The sequence below is a fragment of the Streptomyces sp. C genome, from assembly GCF_000158895.1.
In the GTDB taxonomy this organism is placed as follows: domain Bacteria; phylum Actinomycetota; class Actinomycetes; order Streptomycetales; family Streptomycetaceae; genus Streptomyces; species Streptomyces racemochromogenes.
The window spans coordinates 6,071,058-6,091,650 of record NZ_GG657750.1 but is presented as its reverse complement, the minus strand read 5'-3'; the positions used below and the strand labels follow the sequence as shown (position 1 = coordinate 6,091,650).

15 protein-coding genes are annotated in these 20,593 nt (G+C 70.1%); 5 read left to right on the top strand and 10 right to left on the bottom strand.

Annotated elements, in window-relative coordinates:
- Nucleotides 1-3: 3 nt before the first annotated feature.
- Nucleotides 4-921: an N-acetylneuraminate synthase family protein gene (locus SSNG_RS27410; RefSeq protein WP_050779924.1), complete on the top strand. Its 918-nt coding sequence runs from the start codon at nucleotides 4-6 to the stop codon at nucleotides 919-921.
- Nucleotides 918-1,982 (top strand): hypothetical protein, encoded by a 1,065-nt coding sequence (locus SSNG_RS27405; RefSeq protein WP_007267182.1) that lies wholly within the window; start codon nucleotides 918-920, stop codon nucleotides 1,980-1,982. Before SSNG_RS27410 ends, SSNG_RS27405 begins: the two co-directional genes overlap by 4 nt.
- On the opposite strand, the gene SSNG_RS27400 is transcribed toward SSNG_RS27405, so the two are convergent.
- Nucleotides 1,956-3,083, bottom strand: a complete 1,128-nt coding sequence (locus SSNG_RS27400; protein ID WP_007267181.1) for a hypothetical protein — start codon at nucleotides 3,081-3,083, stop codon at nucleotides 1,956-1,958. The genes SSNG_RS27405 and SSNG_RS27400 overlap by 27 nt on opposite strands.
- 156 nt (nucleotides 3,084-3,239) lie before the next feature.
- On the opposite strand from SSNG_RS27400, the gene SSNG_RS27395 reads away from it, so the two are divergent.
- The gene (locus tag SSNG_RS27395; RefSeq protein ID WP_007267180.1) at nucleotides 3,240-4,343 is read left to right on the top strand and encodes an LCP family protein; all 1,104 of its coding nucleotides are present in this window, start codon (nucleotides 3,240-3,242) and stop codon (nucleotides 4,341-4,343) included.
- A gap of 13 nt (nucleotides 4,344-4,356) precedes the next feature.
- Here the strand turns inward: SSNG_RS27395 and SSNG_RS27390 are convergent, their stop codons facing one another.
- From SSNG_RS27390 to SSNG_RS27365, 6 genes are all read right to left on the bottom strand, one after another.
- Nucleotides 4,357-5,850, bottom strand: a complete 1,494-nt coding sequence (locus tag SSNG_RS27390; protein WP_007267179.1) for an amino acid permease — start codon at nucleotides 5,848-5,850, stop codon at nucleotides 4,357-4,359.
- Between the two features lie 102 nt (nucleotides 5,851-5,952).
- Nucleotides 5,953-7,869: a 1-deoxy-D-xylulose-5-phosphate synthase gene (dxs, locus tag SSNG_RS27385; protein ID WP_007267178.1), complete on the bottom strand. Its 1,917-nt coding sequence runs from the start codon at nucleotides 7,867-7,869 to the stop codon at nucleotides 5,953-5,955.
- 252 nt (nucleotides 7,870-8,121) lie between these two features.
- On the bottom strand, nucleotides 8,122-9,381 hold the full coding sequence (locus tag SSNG_RS27380; RefSeq protein ID WP_042804181.1) for an ABC transporter permease: 1,260 nt from the start codon (nucleotides 9,379-9,381) through the stop codon (nucleotides 8,122-8,124).
- Between the two features lie 29 nt (nucleotides 9,382-9,410).
- Nucleotides 9,411-10,199, bottom strand: a complete 789-nt coding sequence (locus tag SSNG_RS27375; RefSeq protein ID WP_007267176.1) for an ATP-binding cassette domain-containing protein — start codon at nucleotides 10,197-10,199, stop codon at nucleotides 9,411-9,413.
- A 199-nt stretch (nucleotides 10,200-10,398) separates the two neighbouring features.
- Nucleotides 10,399-11,514 (bottom strand): substrate-binding domain-containing protein, encoded by a 1,116-nt coding sequence (locus SSNG_RS27370; RefSeq protein WP_007267175.1) that lies wholly within the window; start codon nucleotides 11,512-11,514, stop codon nucleotides 10,399-10,401.
- Between the two features lie 117 nt (nucleotides 11,515-11,631).
- Nucleotides 11,632-12,846, bottom strand: coding sequence for an ROK family transcriptional regulator (locus SSNG_RS27365; RefSeq protein ID WP_007267174.1), 1,215 nt, complete (start codon nucleotides 12,844-12,846; stop codon nucleotides 11,632-11,634).
- Between the two features lie 614 nt (nucleotides 12,847-13,460).
- Between SSNG_RS27365 and mgtA the strand changes: the two genes are divergently transcribed.
- Entirely contained in the window at nucleotides 13,461-16,181 is a 2,721-nt protein-coding gene (mgtA, locus tag SSNG_RS27360; protein ID WP_128637178.1) for a magnesium-translocating P-type ATPase, read from the top strand.
- An 83-nt stretch (nucleotides 16,182-16,264) separates the two neighbouring features.
- On the top strand, nucleotides 16,265-17,146 hold the full coding sequence (locus SSNG_RS27355) for a hypothetical protein (protein ID WP_042802037.1): 882 nt from the start codon (nucleotides 16,265-16,267) through the stop codon (nucleotides 17,144-17,146).
- On the opposite strand, the gene SSNG_RS27350 is transcribed toward SSNG_RS27355, so the two are convergent.
- Genes SSNG_RS27350 through ngcE form a run of 3 tightly spaced genes read right to left on the bottom strand, consistent with a single transcriptional unit; the run spans nucleotide 17,124 to nucleotide 20,473 of the window.
- Complete coding sequence (locus tag SSNG_RS27350) at nucleotides 17,124-18,050, bottom strand: carbohydrate ABC transporter permease (RefSeq protein WP_007267171.1); 927 nt, start codon at nucleotides 18,048-18,050, stop codon at nucleotides 17,124-17,126. The two genes, SSNG_RS27355 and SSNG_RS27350, sit on opposite strands and share 23 nt — an antisense overlap.
- 13 nt (nucleotides 18,051-18,063) lie before the next feature.
- Nucleotides 18,064-19,011, bottom strand: a complete 948-nt coding sequence (locus SSNG_RS27345) for a sugar ABC transporter permease (RefSeq protein WP_007267170.1) — start codon at nucleotides 19,009-19,011, stop codon at nucleotides 18,064-18,066.
- Nucleotides 19,012-19,048: 37 nt separating this feature from the next.
- The gene (gene ngcE / locus SSNG_RS27340; protein ID WP_042804179.1) at nucleotides 19,049-20,473 is read right to left on the bottom strand and encodes an N-acetylglucosamine/diacetylchitobiose ABC transporter substrate-binding protein; all 1,425 of its coding nucleotides are present in this window, start codon (nucleotides 20,471-20,473) and stop codon (nucleotides 19,049-19,051) included.
- Nucleotides 20,474-20,593 lie beyond the last annotated feature (120 nt).

Genomic DNA, 20,593 nt, shown 5'->3' with positions numbered 1-20,593 from the left:
GTGGTGCACAGCAGCCGAATCCGCCGGATCGGGAACAAGGAGGTCGGCCCCGGCCGGCCCACCTACGTGATCGGCGAGATCGGGATCAACCACAACGGTGAGCTCGCCAACGCCCTCGCGCTGATCGACGCGGCCGCCGACGCGGGCTGTGACGCCGTCAAGTTCCAGAAGCGCACCCCCGAGATATGCACGCCCCGCGACCAGTGGGACATCGAGCGGGACACCCCCTGGGGCCGGATGACGTACATCGACTACCGCCACCGCGTCGAGTTCGGCGAGGACGAGTACCGGGCCATCGGCGAACACTGCGCCGAGCGCGGCATCGACTGGTTCGCCTCCCCCTGGGACACCGAGGCCGTCACCTTCCTGGAGAAGTTCGACGTCCCGGCCCACAAGGTGGCCTCCGCCTCGCTGACCGACGACGAACTGCTGCTCGCCCTGCGCGCCACCGGCAAGACGGTCATCCTGTCCACCGGCATGTCCACCCCGCAGCAGATCCGGCACGCCGTGGAGGTGCTGGGCAGCGCGAACGTCGTCCTGCTGCACGCCACCTCGACGTACCCGGCCAAGGCCGAGGAGCTCAACCTGCGGGTCATCAACACGCTCCAGGAGGAGTACCCCAACGTCCCGATCGGCTACTCCGGTCACGAGACCGGCCTGCAGACCACCGTCGCCGCGGTCGCCCTCGGCGCCTGCGCCGTGGAGCGGCACATCACCCTGGACCGCGCGATGTGGGGCTCCGACCAGGCCGCCTCCGTCGAGCCGGGGGGCCTGGCCCGCCTGGTCCGTGACATCCGCACCATCGAGACCGCCCTCGGCGACGGCGTCAAGCGCGTCTACGCCTCCGAACTCGGTCCGATGAAGAAGCTCCGCCGGGTCCAGGGCACCCTCCCCGCCGAGGGCGTGACGGCCACGGCATGAGCGACACCCTCGCCCTGGTGGAGAGCCCGGCTCAACTACTGAACGTCCTGGAGTGGGCGTACGTCCACCCGGGCGAGGCAGCGTCCCTCACCATCGCCGTCCTCCAGCCGGTGGACCCGCGTTCGCGCGCGCAGGTCCGCCGGCTGTGCCGGTTCGCCTCCCAGTCCAAGGTGGTCTGGCGGCGCTACGAGGTCCGCGCCGGCTACCTGGGGCGGGCCGGGGAGCTCGTCCGCCTCGGCCGCGCGGTGGCCTCCGCCCGGCGCCTGGTGATCGGCGACCTGTTCTCCCGTACGATCCAGCTGCTGCTGCCCCGCTCCAAGGCCCGCGAGGTGGTCGTCGTGGACGACGGCACCGCCACCACCGAGCTGGTCAGCCTGCTGACCTACGGCGGGCAGCTGACCCGCTGGCACCAGGGCGAGCTCAAGCCCTCCGCCAAGGGCGGCCCGGTCAACCGCTGGCTGGCCCGGGAGGAGCTGGAGCGCGCCGTCTTCTTCACCTGCATGCCGGTCGCCGCGCCGCCCGGCACCGAGTTGCGGCCCAACGACTACGCCTGGAGCCGCGCCACGTTCGGTCCGGTACGGGTGCGGCCCGGCGCCGACCTGGCGGGCAGCTCCCTGGTGGAGACCGGGGTCGTCGACGAGGACCGGTACATCGAGGCGGTCGGCTGGATCGCCCGCCACCGGGCGGCCGGCCGCTACTTCGCCCACCGCAGGGAGAGCGGGCCCAAGCTGGAGCGGATCGCCGGACTCACCGGCATGGAGATCGTGCACCCCGAGCTGCCGCTCGAACTGACCGCGCTCACCGAGCCCATCGGCCGGTCCCTGCTGACCTTCGCGTCCACCATCGCCTACACCCTGCCCATCGTGCTGGGCGGCTCGCCCGTGCGGGTGGAGCTGTGCGACATCGACGACGCCTGGATCACCCCGGACACCGCGGCGCGGTCGGTGGACTTCCTGCGGCGGATATCGGCGCTGGCGGTGGACCGGCACAACCTGACGAGGATCCCGCCGCAGGGGCGGCGGCGGCCCGAGCCGTCACAGGCGCTGCCAGCGGCCCAGTGACAGGCCGGAGTTGTCCTTCTGCCGGCTGACCAGCAGCTCGCCCCTGGCGCTGACGCAGGCGATGACGAGCAGGCCGCGGGCGTCGAGGGCGAGCGCCGGGGAGCCCGGCCCCTCCTCGCCGATCTCGGTCCACCACAGCCCCGCCGCCTCGTGCTCCGTGGGGTACGCGGCGAGGACGGTGCGCCCGTTCACGCCCCGGTGGGCCAGCACCGTGCAGTCGTAGCCGTCGACCAGCGCGCGGACGGCCGCGACCGCGCCGGTGCCCGGTCCGCCGCCCAGCGCCAGCACCCCGGCGCCCTCCCGGCAAGCGAACACCCCGCTGCCGTCGGCCGCGTGCCAGAAGTGGGTGACCCGGCCCGGGGACGTCTCCAGGGTGCGCACGGAGCCGTCCTGGGCGAGGTACGGGACGTCCTCGGCCCGCTCCACCGGGCCGCCGGGGGTGTTCTGGGTCCAGCGGGAGAGGCCCTTCTCGCCGGGTGCGGCGAGCCAGATGCGGCCGTCGGCGGTGGAGTCGGCGGTGACGCCCTCGAAGGCCTTGCTGCCCCGCAGGTCCTCCCAGGGCTGCCAGTTGCCCTTGCCGTCCTGGCGCCTGACGTGGACTCCGCGACCGGCGTTGCGGACGAAGAGGTGGGGCGTGCCCTGGGCGTCGACCGCCAGGGCGGGCGGGCCGCCGCGGTGCGACATCCCGGCCCGCTGGTAGAGCGTGCCGAGGGATTCCCAGGGGCCCGTCGGGCGGCCGCTCTGGTACTGCACCGCGTGGTGGTAGGTGACCGTCGCGGCGTCCCCGGTCCCGGTGCGGCGCCGTCCCGCGAAGTGGGCGTACCCGTCCGGGCCCTGGCCCACGGTGAGGTCGGTCAGGCCGTCGGCGGGCAGGAGGTCGGGGCCGGTCCATCCGGGGCCGCCGGGGGCGGTTTCGGTCCAGCGGAGCATGCCGTCCGCGGCGCGCGCGTAGGCGGTGAGCCGGCCGTCCTTGCCGGTGAGGAGCCAACGACCGGTCAGGGGGCCCAGCGCGGCGCCGTTCCGGCCGGCCGCGGGGGTCCCGGCGGCTCCGGAGGGCTGCTCGGGTGATCTGTCCGAACCGCGCCGGGATCGCGTCGCCATGGAACCGCAGCAAACCTTCCGCTTCGTCGTTCGAACAGATTCAGGATACCCCGGGGCTCCCGGGCGGCCCCCTGCGTCTATGTTGTAGCCCGCGAGTTCCCCCCGAGATCCCCACCGGATCTCCCGCCACCCGTTCGGAAGGACCGGTTCCCGGGCATGACTTCAGACTCCACCGCCCCCACGAAGCCGCCCCGTTCGCGCGCCTCCCGGATCCGGCGGGGGCTCGCCTGGACGGCGGCCCTGGTGGTCCTCGGCGCGGCGGGGTCCGGCTGGTGGGTCTACGGCCACCTCAGCGGGAACATCGACAGCGTGGACCTGGACGAGGCCATCGGCACCGACAACCGGCCGCCGAAGGTCGTCGAGAACGCACAGAACCTCCTGGTCCTCGGCTCCGATTCGCGGGCCGGGGCCAACGGCGAGCTCGACCACGGCGACGTCAGCGGAGCCCGCTCCGACACCGCGATGCTGGTCCACATACCCGAGGGCCGCTCCAGGGCCACCGCGGTGAGCATCCCGCGCGACACCCTGGTCACCCGGCCCGAGTGCAAGGACGGGGACGGCACCACGGTTCCCGAGGCCCGCCGCGTCATGTTCAACTCCGTCTACTCGCTGGCCGGTCCGGCCTGCGTGGTCAAGACCGTGGAGCAGCTGTCCGGGATCCGCGTGGACCACTTCGTCGAGGTGGACTTCGCCGGCTTCAAGGGCCTCGTCGACGCCCTGGGCGGGGTCACCGTCACCCTCGACCAGCCGATGACCGGCGCGAAGGGCGGCCTCAAGCTGGACGCGGGGACGCACCGCCTGAACGGCACCGACTCGCTGAAGTTCGTACGGACCCGCTACGGCTACGGCGACGGCAGCGACCTCGGACGCATAGGACTCCAGCAGCAGTTCATGCTCGCGATGCTGTCCGAGATCAAGAAGCAGGACGCCCTCGGCAATCCCGCGCGGCTCTACAAGCTCGCCGACGCCGGCACCAAGTCGCTGACCACCGACTCCGATCTGGCCTCGCTCACCGCGCTGTCCGACTTCGCGCGGAGCCTGCAGGGCGTGGACCCGTCCACCATGGAGACCATCATGCTGCCGGTGGCCTACGACAAGGTGGACCCGAACCGGGTCGTGGTCGCACAGGAGCAGGCCTCCCAGCTGTGGGAGGCCCTGCGCAACGACCGGAAGGTGCCCGCTTCGGCGAAGGACTCCCCCGCCAAGGGCGGCGGCCCGGGCGCCAAGTCCCGCGCGCCCGGGCCGTCCCCGTCGTCCTGACGTCCGCGCACTCCTACCTGGCGTCCTGGCCGACCTGCGCGAGGCGGCTCTTGCGCCTGCCGTACAGGAAGTAGACGACGAAGCCGACGGCCATCCAGATCCCGAAGCGCAGCCAGGTCTCGGCCGGCAGGTTGAGCATCAGCCAGAGCGAGGCCGCCATCGACAGGATCGGGATCACCGGCACCCACGGGGTGCGGAAGGACCGGTGCAGGTCGGGGCGGGTCTTGCGGAGGATGATCACGCCGAGCGCCACGATGACGAAGGCGAACAGGGTGCCGATGTTGACCAGTTCGGCGAGCTTCGCCAGGCTGGTGAAGCCCGCGATGACCGCGATGATCCCGCCGAGGAGCAGCGTGGCCCGGTAGGGGGTGCGGTACTTGGGGTGGGTGACGGAGAAGACGCGCGGCAGCAGTCCGTCACGGCTCATCGCGAAGAACACGCGGGTCTGGCCCAGCAGCAGGATCATGCTGACCGTGATCAGGCCGACGGCCGCCCCGAGGCTGATGGCGCCGGAGAAGAACGGCTGGTTCACGGACTTGAAGGCCTCGGCGAGCGGCGCCGTCGGCGACATCTCCGCGTAGTACTGCATGCCGGTGACGACGATGGTCACGGCGACGTAGAGCAGCGTGCAGATGAGCAGCGAGCCGAGGATGCCGCGCGGCATGTCCCGTTGCGGGTTCTTGGTCTCCTCGGCCGCGGTGGCCACGACGTCGAAGCCGATGAAGGCGAAGAAGACCAGGGAGGCCGCGGTGAAGATGCCCATCACGCCGAAGTTGGTGGGCTCGTACCCGAACAGCAGCTGGACCAGTGGTGCCGTCCAGCCGCTGCCGCCCTCCTGCGGCTTCGCCGGGGGGATGAACGGCGAGTAGTTGTCGGCCTTGACGAAGAACAGGCCCGCGACGATGACCAGCAGCACCACGAAGACCTTGATGGCGACGACGACCGCGGTGATCCGGGCCGACAGCTTCGTGCCGACGACGAGGATCGCGGTCAGGACGATGACCAGCAGGAAGGCCATCAGGTCGAAGGTGCCGCCCGCGTCGGGTCCGGACAGCGCGACGGGCATGTCCCAGCCGAGGTTCGTGTGCATGAGGTGGCGTACGTACCCGGACCAGCCGACGGCCACGACGGCCGTGCCGAGCGCGAATTCGAGGACCAGGTCCCAGCCGATGATCCAGGCCGGCAGCTCTCCGATCGAGGCGTACGCGAACGTGTACGCCGATCCCGCCACCGGGACGGTGGACGCGAACTCGGCGTAGCAGAGGGCCGCGAGGGCGCAGACGACGCCCGACACCACGAAGGAGAGCGCGGTGGCGGGGCCGGCGTTGTTGCGGGCCGCGATGCCCGTGAGGACGAAGATGCCGGTACCGATGATGACGCCGACACCGAAGACCGTCAGGTCCCAGGCGGAGAGCGATTTGCGGAGCGCGTGCTCCGGCTCCTCCGTGTCACGGATGGACTGTTCCACCGTCTTGGTGCGGAACGGGCTGTTCTGATCCGTGCTCACCTACGCACCTCCCAAGAAGTACGCGAACGGGCCGGGAGGCCCACCCTTCAAGGGTGATCTCCCGGCCCGTGACGTGCAACCGCGCGATCCGGCCCGTTCCGGCTAGTCGACGGCGGCGGCCGGCTCGCTCTCGAAGCGGCCGTCCAGCTTGGCGACGAGACCGGTGACCTGGCGGGCGATGTCCGGGGCGGTCAGGCCGATCTCGGCCATGATCTCCTTGCGCTGCGCGTGGTCGAGGAAGCGCTGCGGGATGCCGAAGTCACGCAGCGGTACGTCGACGCCGGCGTCGCGCAGGGCCTGCGAGACCGCGGCGCCCACACCGCCGGTGCGGCCGTTGTCCTCGACGGTGACGACCACCCGGTGGCGCTCGGCGAGCGGGGCGAGGGCCTCGTCCACCGGCTTGACCCAGCGGGGGTCGACCACGGTGGTGGAGATGCCCTGCTTGTCGAGGAGGCCGGCGATCTCCAGGCACATCGGGGCGAGCGCGCCGACGGAGACGAGGAGTACGTCCGGACGGGTGACTTCGGGGGCCGGGGTGCGCAGGACGTCCATGCCGCCGATCCGGCCGACGGCCGGGACGGCCGGGCCGACGACGCCCTTGGAGTAGCGCACGACGGTCGGCGCGTCCTTGACCTCGACGGCCTCGCGCAGCTGGGCGCGCAGCTGTTCGGCGTCGCGCGGCGCGGCCAGGCGCAGGCCGGGGACGACCTGGAGGATGGACATGTCCCACATGCCGTTGTGGGAGGCGCCGTCGTCGCCGGTGACGCCGGCGCGGTCGAGGACGAAGGTGACGCCGCACTTGTGCAGGGCCACGTCCATGAGGACCTGGTCGAAGGCGCGGTTGAGGAAGGTGGCGTAGACGGCGAAGACGGGGTGGACGCCGCCGGTGGCCAGGCCCGCCGCGGAGGTGGCGCCGTGCTGCTCGGCGATGCCGACGTCGTAGATGCGGTCCGGGAAGGCCTCGGCGAACTTGTTGAGGCCGACTGGGTGGAGCATGGCGGCGGTGATGCCGACGATGTCCTCGCGCTCGTGGCCGAGCTTGACCATCTCGTCGGCGAAGACGGAGGTCCAGCTGGCGGCGGCGGTCTTGACCGGGAGGCCGGTGTCGGGGTGGATCACGCCGACCGCGTGGAAGCGGTCCGCCTCGTGCTCCAGGGCCGGGGTGTAGCCGCGGCCCTTCTGGGTGAGGCAGTGCACGATGACCGGGCCGCTGAAGCGCTTGGCGCGCTGGAGCGCGGACTCCAGGGCCTCGATGTCGTGGCCGTCGATGGGGCCGATGTACTTCAGGCCCAGGTCCTCGAACATGCCCTGGGGGGCGATGAAGTCCTTGAGGCCCTTCTTGGCGCCGTGCAGGGTCTCGAAGAGCGGCTTCCCGACGACGGGGGTGCGCTCCAGGATCTCCTTGCCGCGGGCCAGGAAGCGCTCGTAGCCGTCCGTGGTGCGCAGGGTGGCCAGGTGGTTCGCGAGGCCGCCGATGGTGGGGCCGTACGAGCGCTCGTTGTCGTTGACGACGATGACGAGCGGGCGGTCCTTGGCGGCGGCGATGTTGTTCAGCGCCTCCCATGCCATGCCGCCGGTGAGGGCGCCGTCACCGATGACGGCGGCGACGTGGTGGTCCTCGCGGCGGAGCACCTCGTTGGCCTTGGCGAGGCCGTCGGCCCAGCCCAGAACCGTGGAGGCGTGCGAGTTCTCGATCACGTCGTGGTCGGACTCGGCGCGCGAGGGGTAGCCGGACAGGCCGCCCTTGGCGCGCAGGTCCGAGAAGTCCTGGCGGCCGGTGAGCAGCTTGTGGACGTAGGCCTGGTGGCCCGTGTCGAAGAGGACCTTGTCCTTGGGCGATTCGAAGACCCGGTGCAGGGCGATCGTCAGTTCGACCACGCCGAGGTTGGGGCCGAGGTGCCCGCCGGTCTTGGAGACGGCGTCGACGAGGAAGGACCTGATCTCTGCCGCGAGCTGGTTGAGCTCCTCCTGGCTGAGCCGGTCCAGATCGCGCGGTCCCTTGATGCGGGTCAGCAGCACCCGTGCCTCCTTGCAGTTGCTTGCTGGTCTGTCGAGTCTAATGTTCCGCTCGCGAGGGCGGTCATCGGGCGGTACCTGACGGGTCACACCTTTGTCATACCTGTACACCTCGCCGCGAAGTCACACATCCCAAACGGGCGTACACCAGCACACCCGTGCGCACAGGTGTACGCACGGGTGCCCGGTGCCACACGGAGTGGCACCGGGCACTGTGACGGGTCTTACCGCCTGGTGTCGTCCCAGGTCGCGCGGTCAGGCGCGGCCGGCCGACTTCTGGGTCTTGCGGGTCACCGAGTCGATGACCACCGTCGCCAGCAGGACGGCACCGGTGATCATGTACTGGATCGGAGTCGCGATCCCCTCCAGGGCCAGACCGTACTGGATGCTGGTGATGACCATCACACCGAGGAGGGCGTTCCAGGTGCGGCCGCGGCCGCCGAAGAGGCTGGTGCCGCCGATGACGGCCGCCGCGATCACGTTCATCAGCAGGTCGCCGGCGCCGGCGCTCTGGTTGGCCGCCGCGATCTTGGAGGCCCAGAAGAGGCCGCCGACGGCCGCGAAGGTGCCCGCGATCGCGAAGACGGCGATGCGGATGCCGTTGACGTTGATGCCCGCGCGGCGGGAGGCCTCGACGCTGCCGCCGAGGGCGAAGACGTTGCGGCCGAAGGTGGTGCGGCGCAGGACGAAGTCCGTGCCGACCAGGGCCACCACGAAGATCACCAGCGCCAGGGGCAGGCCCTTGTACTGGTTGAACACGACGGCCGGGCCGAAGGTGAAGACCGCCAGCAGGCCGGTGCGCAGCAGGATCTCGCTGAGCGGGCGCGAGGGGACCCCGGCGGCCTCCCGGCGGCGGTTGTCGAAGTAGGTGGCGAGGAAGTACGCCACCGTGGCGACGGCCGCGAGGCCGTAGCCGGCGGCCACGTCCGAGAAGTAGTACGTGGTGAGCTGTCCGACGACGCCCTCGGAGTCGAGGTTGATGGTGCCGTTGCTGCCCAGGATCTGGAGCATGGCGCCGGACCAGAACAGCAGGCCGGACAGGGTGACGGCGAAGGCGGGGGCGCCGATCTTGGCGAAGAAGAAGCCGTGGATCGCGCCGATCAGGGCGCCGCCGCCGACGGCGGCGAGGATGGCGACCCACTCGTTGACGCCGTGGGTGACGGCGAGGACGGCGACGATGGCGCCCGAGACGCCGCTGACCGAGCCGACCGAGAGGTCGATCTCGCCGAGCAGCAGGACGAAGATGATGCCGACGGCCATCATGCCGGTGGCGACCATGGTGATCGCGATGTTGGAGAGGTTCTCCGGGGAGAGGAAGTTCGAGTTCAGCCCCTGGAAGATGCTCCAGATGATGATCAGGCCGAGGACGACCGGGATCGAGCCCAGGTCGCCGGCCTTCATCTTGCGGCCGAACTCGCTCAGGTAGCCGGACAGGCCCTGCTCGCGCACGAGCAGGCGGGGGTCCACGACCGGGATGGCGTCCGCCGGTGCGGCGGGGTTGGCGAGCTGGGCCACCTCTTCCGCGTGCGTGTGGTGTTCGGTGCTCACTTGCGGGCCTCCCCGGTGCGGGCCGCCCGGCGGGTCACGGCGTTGTCCGTGGCCCCGGTGATGGCGGAGATGATCTCTTCCTGCGAGGTGTCGGCGACGTTGAAGACACCGTTGTTGCGGCCCAGCCGCAGCACCGCCACCTTGTCGGCGACGGCCTTCACATCGGCCATGTTGTGGCTGATGAGGATGACGGCGTGGCCTCGCTCGCGCAGCCGCTCCACGAGGTCGAGCACCTGTGCGGTCTGCTCGACGCCGAGGGCCGCGGTGGGCTCGTCGAGGATGACGAGCTTGGGCTCGCCCAGCATCGAGCGGGCGATCGCCACGGTCTGGCGCTGGCCGCCGGAGAGCGAGGCGATGGGGATCCGGACACTGGGGATCCGGATGGACAGGGTGGTGAGGAGCTCGCGGGCGCGGCGCTCCATCTCCACCTCGTCGAGGACGCCGAAGCGCTTGAGCTCTCGCCCGAGGAAGAGGTTGCCGACGACGTCGATGTTGTCGCACAGCGCGAGGTCCTGGTAGACGGTCGCGATGCCGAGGTTCTGGGCGTCGTGGGGCTTGCCGATGGAGACCGGGCGGCCCTCCCACTCGATGACTCCGTCATCGATGGGGTGCACGCCGGCGATCGTCTTGACCAGCGTGGACTTGCCGGCGCCGTTGTCGCCGACCAGGGCGACCACCTCACCGGAGTGGATCTCGAGTTCTACGTCGGTCAGGGCCTGGACGGCGCCGAACCGCTTCGAGACCCCTCGCAACGCCAGCACGGGCGCAGCGGACACATGAACCATCTCCTTCGCCGCCTGACCGGCGGGGATGTCGTGCAAAAGAGCAGGAGCGGGGCGGATGGGGATACGACAAGCGAAAGGCGAATCGTTTTTGCGATACAGCGTTCCTGCCCGGCGCCCCGCGGTTGGCGGGGTATGAGGGGCGGGGCGCCGGGCAGAGCAGGGGGTCGCCGGGCCGCGGGAGGGGCGGCGGCGGGGGGCCTTACTTGAGGCCGATGGTGGCGCAGGCGGCCGAGAACTTGTCGGTGCAGATCTCGTCGACCGTGTAGACGCCGTCCTTGACGACGGTGTCCTTGATGTTGCTCTTGGTGAGCGAGACGACCGGGATCAGCACGGACGGGACGCCCTTGCTGGTCGGGCTGTCGACCTTGTTGTTGATGATCCCGTCGATCTTCTCGCCCTTGGCGAGGGCGACGGCCATCTCGGCGGCGGCCGCGGCCTCGGGGGCGTACGGCTTGTAGACGCTCATGAACTGCTCGCCCGCCACGATCCGCTGCACACCGGCGAGTTCGGCGTCCTGGCCGGTGACCGGGGGCAGGGGGGACAGGCCGGCGGCCTTGAGGGCGGTGATGATGCCGCCGGCCATGCCGTCGTTGGCGGAGTAGACGCCGATCACCTTGTCCTTGCCGAGCGCGGTCAGCGCGCCCGCCATGTTGGTGTTGGCGTTCTCCGGCTTCCACTCCTTGGTGTCGTACTCCTTGCCGATGGTCACCTTGCCGTCGAGGACGGAGTGGGCGCCCTTCTTGAACAGCGCGGCGTTCGGGTCGGTGACGGAGCCGTTCATCATGACGATCTGGCCGTCCTTGGCCTTGTCGCCCAGGGCCTCCAGCAGGGCCTTGCCCTGGACCTTGCCGACCTCTTCGTTGTCGAAGGAGGTGTAGGCGTCGATCGGGCCCTCCGCCAGGCGGTCGTAGGCGACGACCGGGATGCCGGCGTCCTTGGCCTTCTTGACCGAGCCGGCGATGGCCTTGGCGTCGACCGCGTCGACGATCAGGACGTTCACCTTGTTGGTGATCATCGTGTCGACCTGCGAGTTCTGCGTGGTCGCGTCCTGCTTGGCGTTGGCGTAGACCACCTCGGCCTTGCCGCCGGTGAGATCGGCGATCTTCTTCTCGATCAGCGGCTTGTCGAACTTCTCGTAGCGCGCGGTCTGGTTCTCGGGCAGGAGCAGACCGACCTTGATGGCGTCACCGGCGGCGGCGGAGCCGGAGGGCTTCTTCTCGCCGCCCGCTTCCTTGGCGCTGCCACAAGCGGCCAGCGAAACGGCCATGGCGCCGGCGGCGACGGCAACGGCGGCTCTACGCATACGCGTGTTCATTCGTTGAACCTCCCTGACGAGGCCGCAACGCTGCGGCCGAGGTGGACGTGAGTCAACCCCGGCCGCGGTTTGCCGTCAAGGAGTGAATCCTTAACGAGATGACAACGGTGCCATCCGTTATCTACCTGAAGACATGGCGGCGGGGACTCGCACCCCAATGCCATTTTCCGCCAAAAGCGTCGAATCGCCCATCTCACTGAGTACGAGGGCCAGTGCGCCGAGTACTTCCGCGCGGCCCCCCAACGACCCCGTCAGGACCGACAGCCGGCGGGCGGCGCTGGGGATCGCGTACCGCCCCACGGACTCGCGGATCGGGGCCAGCACCAGCTCGCCGGCCTCCGCCAGGGAGCCGCCGAGCACGATCCGGCTCGGGTTCAGGAGGTTGCACAGGCTGGCCACGCCGCTGCCGATGTGCCGGCCCACGTCGGTGATGACCCGGCGGCAGCCGGGGTCCCCGCCGCGGGCCAGCTCGACCACCTTCTCCATCGTCAGTTCCGGTCCGTGCGTGCCCTGGAGCAGCGGCAGCACGTACCGCGCGGCCGCGAAGGTCTCCAGGCAGCCGCGGTTGCCGCAGCGGCAGACGGGGCCCGACTCGTCCAGGGTGATGTGCCCGATCTCCCCCGCCGTGCCGCCGGGTCCCCGGTAGATCTGGCCGTTGATCACCAGGCCGGCGCCCACACCGCTCGCGACCTTGATGTACGCCAGGTCGCGGACCCCCCGGCCGCTCCCCCAGACGAGTTCCCCCAGCGCGCCGAGGTTCGCGTCGTTGTCCACGTAGACGGGCACGCCGAGGCGCTGCGAGAGCTCCTGGCGCGGGTTGATCCCGGCCCAGCCCGGCAGGATCGCCGTCGAGCCCAGGGTGCCGGACTCCACGTCGATCGGGCCCGGGACGCCGAGCCCGACGCCGATGACCTTGTCGCGGGCCACCCCGATGCCCTGGACCAGCCGTCCGACCAGGGATTCCGCCCGGTCGAAGCCGTCCACCCAGGAGGCGTCCACGTCCAGCGGCTCGGCCTCCTCGGCGAGCACCTGGTGCGCCAGGTTGCCCACGGCCACCCGCAGGTGGGTGTGGCCGAAGTCCACTCCGATGACGATGCCCGCGTCCCCGCTGAGCGAGACGCTGCGGGCCCGGCGGCCGCCGGCCGAGGTGTCGGTGACCTCGACGGTGCCGCTCTCCTTCAGTTCACGGACGATGTTGGAGACCGTGGCCGCCGACAGTCCGGTGGTGCGGGCGATCTCCGCCTGGGTCAGCGAACCGGCGAGGCGCACGGCCCGCACGACTCTTGCCAGGTTCGCGCGATGCAGCGAGGACTGCGATCCGGGAGTCTGCACGACTCATCCACTCCTGCCCATAAGCGACGGCCATCCGTCGCCCCCCGGCCGGTATCGCGGCTGTGCGCTCCGAGACCCCGGCGTCTCTCCAACTTGTGAACCTTAAGTCGAGCCTTTGCCCACTCCGCCGTCAAGAGCCTGAGACAGAGCGAACCGGACACATGACCCGAAAGTATGAACAAGAGGCCTCCGGGATCGTGCTACGGTCGCTGAGGCGCCGGTCCTCTGCGGCCTTTCCGGCCGGACCGCGCGCCGTGCCGTGACAGCGCTACGCGAGGAGGTGTTCGGGATGAGTCCCGATCGAAGTCCTCGCCGCGCCTGCGCCGGCTGATCCGCCGACCGTCCGGGCCTGCGCCCCGCCGACCGGCTGACCCTTCCGCGTGCACCCACGGCCACGTCCGGGTGCCGTTCCCGTACCGCGCCCGCCGCGGTCCCCTGCGGGACACCGCTTCCCCTCTCCTTTCCTGCATGCCCTGACTCTCCTGTCAGGCATACGTCATCCATGTCCGCGGCGCACCCCGTGGCGTCCCGCGCCACCCCGCGCCGCACCCCGATCACTCCACGTCACCGCGCGGCTCCACGCTGCCCGGACGCCGTGGAGGGAGGTAGTCGTCATGACCATGCTCACCCCTCGCACCCCGACGAAGCTCGCGCCGCCGGGCCGCGGCCGCCGCGAGCGCAAGGCCGCCGAGCTCGAAGCCGCCACCCGCCTCGCCGGCGAGCGCCTGGCCGCGATCAGCGCCCGTCCGGCCGTACGGGTCCTCCAGGACGCCGACACCTCCCGGTGCGGCCTCACCCACGCCGAGGCGGTGCGGCGACTGGAGCGGCACGGCCCCAACACCGTCGCCCAGGAGCGCACCCCGCTGTGGACCACGCAGCTCGCGAAGGCCTTCTGCAACCCGTTCATCGGCGTCCTGGTCCTCCTCGCCGCCGTCATGTTCTGGCAGGACCCGGCCGATCCCGGGGTCGTCATCCTCTCCGTGATGGTGGCGGTCAGCGGGCTGCTGCGGTTCTGGCAGGAGTACCGTTCGGGCCGGGCCGCCGACGCCCTGAAGAAGCTCGTCACCACCACCTGCGCGGTGCAGCGCCGGGCCGGCAGCGGATCGGCGCCCACCACCGTCGAGGTACCCATGGACCGGGTCGTTCCGGGCGACCTGGTCAAGCTGGCCGCCGGCGACCTGATCCCGGCCGACCTGCGGCTGATCACGTCCAAGGACCTGATGGTCGGCCAGGCGGCCCTGTCGGGCGAGTCGTTGCCGGTCCCCAAGGCCGACACTCGTACCGAGGACCTCGGCCAGGACGCGACCACCGACCCGGTGGAGGCCGACAACCTCTGCCTGATGGGCACGTCGGTGACCTCCGGCACCGCCACCGGCGTGGTCGTCGCCACCGGCGCCGACACCTGGTTCGGCTCCATGGCCGGCACCCTGGTCGGCGAGCGCCCGCAGACCAACTTCGACACCGGCGTGCGCAAGGTCAGCTTCCTGCTGATCCGCTTCATGCTGGTGATGGTCCCCGTCGTCTTCATGGTCAACGGCCTCACCAAGGGCGACTGGAACGAGGCCTTCCTGTTCGGCATCGCCGTCGCGGTGGGCCTGACCCCCGAGATGCTGCCGATGGTCGTCTCGGCCAACCTGGCGCGCGGCGCGGTCGCCATGTCCCGGCGCAAGGTCGTCGTCAAGCGGCTGAACGCGATCCAGAACCTGGGCGCGATGGACGTGCTCTGCACGGACAAGACCGGCACCCTCACCGAGGACCGGATCGTCCTGGACCGCTACCTGGACGTGCACGGCGCCGAGGACGGCGAGGTCCTGGAGTACGGCTACCTCAACGCCCACTTCCAGACCGGCCTGAAGAACCTGATGGACCAAGCGGTCATCGACCGCGTCAACGAGGCCGAGGAGGTTGTCGTCGACGCACGGTTCTCGATGGTCGACGAGATCCCCTTCGACTTCGCCCGGCGCCGGATGTCCGTGGTCCTCAACCGCAACGGCACGGCCGGGAAGGCCGGCCGGCCCGAGCACATCATGATCACCAAGGGTGCGGTCGAGGAGGTCCTGGCCCTCTGCACCCACATGACCGACCACGGCGAGGAGGTCGGGCTGACCGGCGAACTGCGCCTGCGCGCCACCCGGATCGCCGAGGAGCACAACCGGCAGGGCCTGCGGGTCCTCGCGGTGGCCACCCGCACCGTCGCCGAGCCCCGCGACACCTACACCGTCGCGGACGAGGACGGGCTGACCCTGGTCGGCTTCCTCGCCTTCCTCGACCCGCCGAAGGCCTCCGCGGCCGCCGCCCTGCGGGGCCTGGCGGACAAGGGCATCGCGGTCAAGGTGGTCACCGGCGACAACGAGCTCGTCGCCGCCCGGGTCTGCGCCGACGTCGGCATCGAAGTGGGCCACGTGGTCCCGGGCTCCGAGGTGGACGCCCTCGACGACACGGCGCTGCGCGCGCTGGCCGCCCGTACGACCGTCTTCGCCAAGGCCAATCCGGTCCAGAAGGCGCGGATCGTCCGGGCCCTGCAGGCCGAGGGGCACACCGTCGGCTTCCTCGGCGACGGGATCAACGACGCGGCCGCCCTGCGCGACGCCGACGTCGGCATCTCGGTGGACACCGCCGTGGACATCGCGAAGGAGTCGGCGGACATCATCCTGCTGGAGAAGGACCTGACCGTCCTGGAACAGGGCGTGGTCCAGGGCCGGACCACCTTCGGCAACACGATCAAGTACATCAAGATGACGGCCTCGTCGAACTTCGGCAACGTCTTCTCGGTGCTGGTGGCGAGCGCGTTCATCCCCTTCCAGCCGATGCTCGCCATCATGCTGCTGGTGCAGAACCTGGTCTACGACATCTCCCAGCTGGCCACGCCCTGGGACCGGATGGACGAGGAGTACCTGCGCAAGCCGCGCAACTGGGACGCCAAGGGCATCTTCCGCTTCATGGTCAGCATCGGTCCCATCAGCTCGGTCTTCGACATCGCGATGTTCGTGATCATGTGGCACGTCTTCGCGGCGAACACGGCGGCCGAGCAGTCGCTCTTCCAGTCCGGCTGGTTCATCGAGGGCCTGCTCTCGCAGACCCTGATCGTCCACATGATCCGCACCCGCAAGATCCCGTTCGTCCAGTCCCGCGCCTCCTGGCCGGTGATGGTGATGACCGTCCTCGCGGTGCTGACCGGACTCTGGCTGCCCTTCTCGCCGCTGGCCCCCGCGCTGGGCTTCACCGCCCTGCCGGCGTCGTACTTCCCGTGGCTGGTCGGCGTACTGCTCGCGTACTGCACGCTCACCCAGCTCGTGAAGACCTGGTACGTCCGCCGCTTCGGCACCTGGCTGTAGCGCGCACCTGGCTGTAGCGCAATGAATTGAACACGTTCAGCCCGGCTGGCAGTATGGAGCCGGGACGTCACCGGGGGGCGAGCATGCGTCAGAAACGGTCGTACGGACGGGTCCTGCTGGTCTCGGTACTGGTGGGTTGCCTGGAGGTGGCGCTCACCACCGTGGTCGTGCTGCTCTACGTCCGGACGCAGCCGCCCCCGGACACACCGCCCGACTGGGGCCGGATCGCGGCGGCCCTCGTCCCGCTCACGGGCATCGTCGCCGTCGTCGCGTTCCTGCTGTCGCTGCTCTTCGTGCTCCCGGCGGTCGCACTGTCCGATCTGCTCGGCCGCCGGGTCGGCGAGCGTGCCGCGTGGTGCTGCGTACCGCTCCTGGTGGCCGCCCTGCTGGCGCCGCCCGTCTGGGCCTTCGCCTCGTACAACGACGCGCGGACCCGGCCCGTGCTGCTCTTCTGGGCCGCGGCCACCGCCTCCCTGTCGGCGGGCGCCCGGATCGCCCGGCTCCGGGGCGAGGGGCTCACGCGCCGGGTGGCACGGTGGGGCGGGGCGCTGGTGGCGGGGACGGGCCTGTTCGGCACCCTCGGGCTCGTCACCGGGGTGCTGCCCCCGTACGAGCCCCCGGTGATCGGCCCGGCGGCCCTGGCCGGCGCCTGGGTCGACCACACGGGCAACACCCTGACCTTCACGGCGGACGGCCGGGTCACCGCCTCCGGTGTCGCCGTGCACTCCCCCGGCGACACCTCGGGCAGCACCCCGCCGGGCTGCTCGGGCACCGGCACCTGGACGTACGAGCCCGGCCGGGACCCCTGGTCCCAGCGGGTCCGCCTGGACGTACCGGGGTGCGACTGGCCGGAGTGGGGCGTCGGCGGCACCGGGCGGGAGCCCAGGATCCACCAGAGCGTCGGGGGTCCCGGCTCCCGGGAGCTGTACCAGCTGCGGAAGGCTACTTCAGGGTGGCCGAGGTGAGGCCCGCCTGGATCTGGCGCTGGAAGGACAGGTAGACCACCAGCATCGGGATCATCGCGATGGTGACGCCGGCGAACAGCACCGGCAGGTCCGTCTCGTAGCCCATCTGGTACTGGAGCTGGATCAGGCCCTGGGTGAGCATGTAGCGCTCGGGGTCGGACCCGCTCTGCGGCTGCATGAGCACCGAGGGCAGGATGTACTGGTTCCACTGGCCCAGGACGTTGAATATCCCCACGCTGATCAGGCCGGGCCTGGCCATCGGCAGCATCACCTGGAAGAAGATCCGGGTGTCGGAGGCCCCGTCGATCACCGCCGCCTCGTGCACCGCCGTCGGCAGGGTGCGGAAGAAGGAGTGCATGAAGAAGACGGTGAACGGCAGCGAGTAGGCGACGTAGACCAGGATCAGCCCCTGGTAGGTGTTGAGCATGTCCAGGCGCCTGACCATGAAGAACAGCGGCACGAGCGCCAGGAAGACGGGGAACATCGCCCCGCTGACGAAGAAGTAGTAGATGATCCGGTTCCCCCGGAAGGGGTAGCGGGCCAGGACGTAGGCGGCCATCGAGCCGAGCAGCATCGTCAGCGGGACCGAGAAGGCCATCACGATGAGGGTGTGGCCGAAGTAGCCGCCGATGCCCTTGTCCCAGGCTCGGCCGAAGGCGTCGAAGTGCCAGTTGGAGGGCCAGCTGAGGGCCGAGGCGCCGATCTGGGTGTCGGTCTTGAAGGATCCGAGGGCCAGCCAGACGAGCGGCAGGACGATCAGTACCGCCCAGACGGCGAGGAAGCCGTGCGAGAAGACGTTGAGCACCATGCCGTCGGAACGGCGACCCCCGCCGCCCTGGCCGCCCCCGGTGCCGCCGGAACGCTCGGCGGAGGACTCGCCCGGCGCCTTGATCACTGTGGTCATCGTGGACTCCCGCTCAGAACTCGATGCGCTCGCGGCGGGTGGCGCGCAGCGTGACGACGGAGAGGATCATGGTCAGGACGAGCATGACCACGCCCATGGCGCAGGCGTAGCCGCTCTTGCCGAAGTAGAGGAAGTTGCGCATCAGCACCGTGGCCATGACCTCGCTGTGGTGGTCGGGTCCGCCGCCGAACTGGCCCGAGGTCATGGTCGACACCAGGACGAACATGTCCATCGCGGCGATGCCCAGGTAGACCGCGGAGGTCTGCACAGAATCCCACAGCAGGGGCAGCGTCACCCGGAAGAAGGTCTGGGCGCGCCCGGCGCCGTCGAGCAGGGCGGCCTCGTAGATGTCCCTGGGCACGGACTGCATGGCGGCCGAGAAGAGGACCAGGTAGAAGCCGACGCCGTGCCAGACCACCACGAGGAGCAGGCACCACAGGACGAGGTCGGGGTCGTTGAGCCATTCGACCGGGTGGGCCGGGTCGACGAGGCCCGCCCAGGAGAGCAGGCCGTTGAGCAGGCCGCCCTCGTCGCTGCGGTACACCGCTCCGAAGAGCACCGCGAGGATCGCGAGGGAGAGGACCTGCGGGAAGAAGTAGACGATCTTGTAGAAGGCAGATCCGCGTACGCCCCGCACCCCGCCGGCCCCGCTGCGCCCTCCCGCGTTCACCATGAAGGCGAAGAAGAGGGCGAGCAGGATGGTGATCACGGGGACGAACACCAGGAGCAGCAGGTTGTGCCAGAGGGCGCCGCGGAAGACCTCGTCGTCCATCAGGGCGGAGTAGTTCTCCAGGCCGACGAAGTCGAACGTCGGCGACTGGCCCGACCAGTTGGTGAAGGAGTAGCCGAACGTCTGAACGTACGGCCAGATGACGAAGGTCAGGTACAGCGCGAGCGGCAGGACGAGGAAGCCGGCGATGAAGCCGGTGGTCCTTCCCCTGCGCCGGGCTACTTGGCTCATGGTGTCCGTCCCTGTGACGCTGCCGGTGGACGTGGGGTCAGCTGCGGTGGTTGTTCTTGGCGTTGGGGTCCTTGGCAGCCTTGTCTACCGCAGCCTGGGCCCGCTTGATCCACTCCTTTGGCTGGATCCGCTGGGCCATCAGCTCATTGGACGCGTTCTGGATCTCGGAGTCCATCTCGCTGTACCAGTCGGGGTAGAGGTAGTTGAAGGTGTCGGCCCCGGCGGCCTTGACCGCGGCGACGGCGGACTGCGTGCCCGGCCGGAGCTTGACGCCCGGGTCGACGCCGTCCTTGACGACGGTGAGGGAGTTGGCCTGCTGGGCGAAGAGGGTGGACCACTCGCGGGAGAGCATGGAGCGCAGGAACTCCAGGCCGCCGGCCTTGTTGGCGGCCTTCTCGGGGACGACGAAGGCCTCGTTGGCGCCGGCCCGGATGGCGGTGAAGGGCAGCTTGCTGTCGGCGAGCACGGGGACCGGCAGGAACTTCATGTCGAAGTCCTCGGGGGTCTGCTTGAGCTGCTCGTTCTCCAGCCAGGAGCCGGAGGGGATGAAGGCGGCCTTGTACTGGTTCCAGGCGGTCTGGGACTCGGTGTGGGTCAGGCCGTTCGTGCCGGGCATGAGGTAGCCCTTCTCGACCACCTCGTAGACCGCCTCGACGGCGGCCAGGGCCGCGGGGTTGCCCTCGAAGGCGTTCGGGGCGAGGTTGTCGATGGCCTTCATCGCCTCCAGACCGCCCTTCTTGGCGATCAGGTCCATGATGACGACGTTGATGTAGTAGGGGTACTTCCCCTGGTGGGCCAGGCCGCCGATGCCGGCCTCCTTGGCCTTGGCGCAGACGGCCAGGAACTCGTCCCAGGTCTTCGGCTCGGTCCAGCCCTTCTCCTTGAAGAGCTTGCCGGAGTACCAGAGGCCGAAAACCGTGTACACGTAGTTGAGGGCGACGAACTTGCCGCCCTGGGAGCCCTGTTCGACCGTGCCGGGGATCAGGGTGTCGCGGACCTTCTTGGCCGGGTCGTCGAGCGAGGGGGAGTCGAGGAGCGTGGTCAGGTCGGCGAGCTGGCCGCCCTTGGCCAGGACGTCGATCTTGATCATCTGGGCGCCGGAGTCGTTGAGGACGTCCGGCGGGTTGCCGGCGTTGAACCGGGGCTGGAGCTTGGCCGCGATCTCCTGGGTGGCCAGGTGGGAGCTGGTGGTGCCCCACTTCTTGTCGAACGCGGCCTCCCAGGCCTTCGCGTAGTCGTCGCCGAAACCGCCCTTGAAGATGACCACGTCGAGCTTCCCGCCCTTGGCGAGGCCGAAGGGGTTCTCCTTGGACACGGCCCCCTTGTCGGGGCCCTTCGTGGTGTCCTCACCGCCGGAGGCGCAGGCGGACAGGAAGCTCATCGTCGGCACGCTGATCAGTCCGAGCGCTGCAGAACGCTTGATCAGATCACGGCGGCCGAGGCCCTCACCAGTGGATCCCATGCTCATGTCCTCGCCTTCGTCAGATGTGTGAAGGAGGCCGGAAAAAGCGGCAGTTACCGTGCAGGCGGGCATCGCCGCGGTCCCCCGGCTTCCCTCCGGCCCGGGGCCGCTCGTCGCGCG